This window comes from Mesorhizobium sp. P5_C1 (genome assembly GCF_054049815.1).
Genome location: NZ_JBFULQ010001144.1, coordinates 1 through 922 on the forward strand (window position 1 = coordinate 1; position 922 = coordinate 922).

1 pseudogene is annotated in these 922 nt (G+C 60.5%); it reads right to left on the reverse strand.

Going from position 1 to position 922, the window contains the following annotated elements:
- A pseudogene (locus ACXJ7R_RS34475) lies at positions 1 to 866 on the reverse strand (RHS repeat-associated core domain-containing protein); the annotation flags it as partial.
- Positions 867 to 922 lie beyond the last annotated feature (56 nt).

Here is a 922-nt window from a genome sequence, read left to right on the forward strand (position 1 = left end):
AGCTTGGAGTCGGCGATGTTGACGTAGCTCTCCTCGCCCTTGGGGCCGATTTCGAACGTCTCGACCGGGTAGAGATAGAGCTGTTCCGGCCCATTCGTCGGCGTCACCTTCTTGTAGAGGCGACGACCGGTCTGGTCGTAGCCGTAGAGCACTTCGTTCGTTGCCGTCTGCGCGCGGATCAGCCGTCCGTTGATGTCGAACACCGTCCCGGTCAATGTCGGCGATTTTGCCAACTGCGCGAAACCGTCGAAAGCATAGGGCTTTGCCGCGGTTCCAGTCGGTATGAGCCCTGTTGCCGAACCGGTCGCTGGCGCGATTGGCGCGCCAGGTTCCAACTCGTCATTGCGCGCGAACGTTCCGGCGGGTGAATAGGCGAATTCGGCCGGCTGGCCGTAGCGATCGATGCGGACGAGCTCGTTCTTGAAATTGTAGTGGAACGTTCCAGACCGGTCGACATGCCCCTGATCGCCCGCGCCTTGCGGCAGTCCATCGACGATCTGGGTGATCGATCCATTGCCGTTGAAGGTCATGGTCAGATCCTGCAACGGCTTGTCTCCGGCCTGCGTTACGATGTGGGTGAGGAACAGGGTCGCCGGGTCGTACGACATCTGCGTGAATGCGCCGAGGCGGTAATCGACCCGCTCGATGCGCGACTCGGCATTGTAGGTGATATTCTCGATGATTTTTTGGGACTCCGAAAAATCGGGATGCGTGACCGTCACCGACCGCAGGTTCTTGTCGGGCCCCAGTGCGAATTTCGACGCCAGGCCGCGCGGCCCCTCGGACGAATCGATGCGTCCGTCGAGCGTATGGTGGAAATGGTCGGCGTATTTCGCGCCGTTAATCTCCACTTCGTGCGTCACCATCCTGCCGTTCCGGTCATACGYGTAACGCTGGATCGCATCGAACGCGCCGTTGGGAT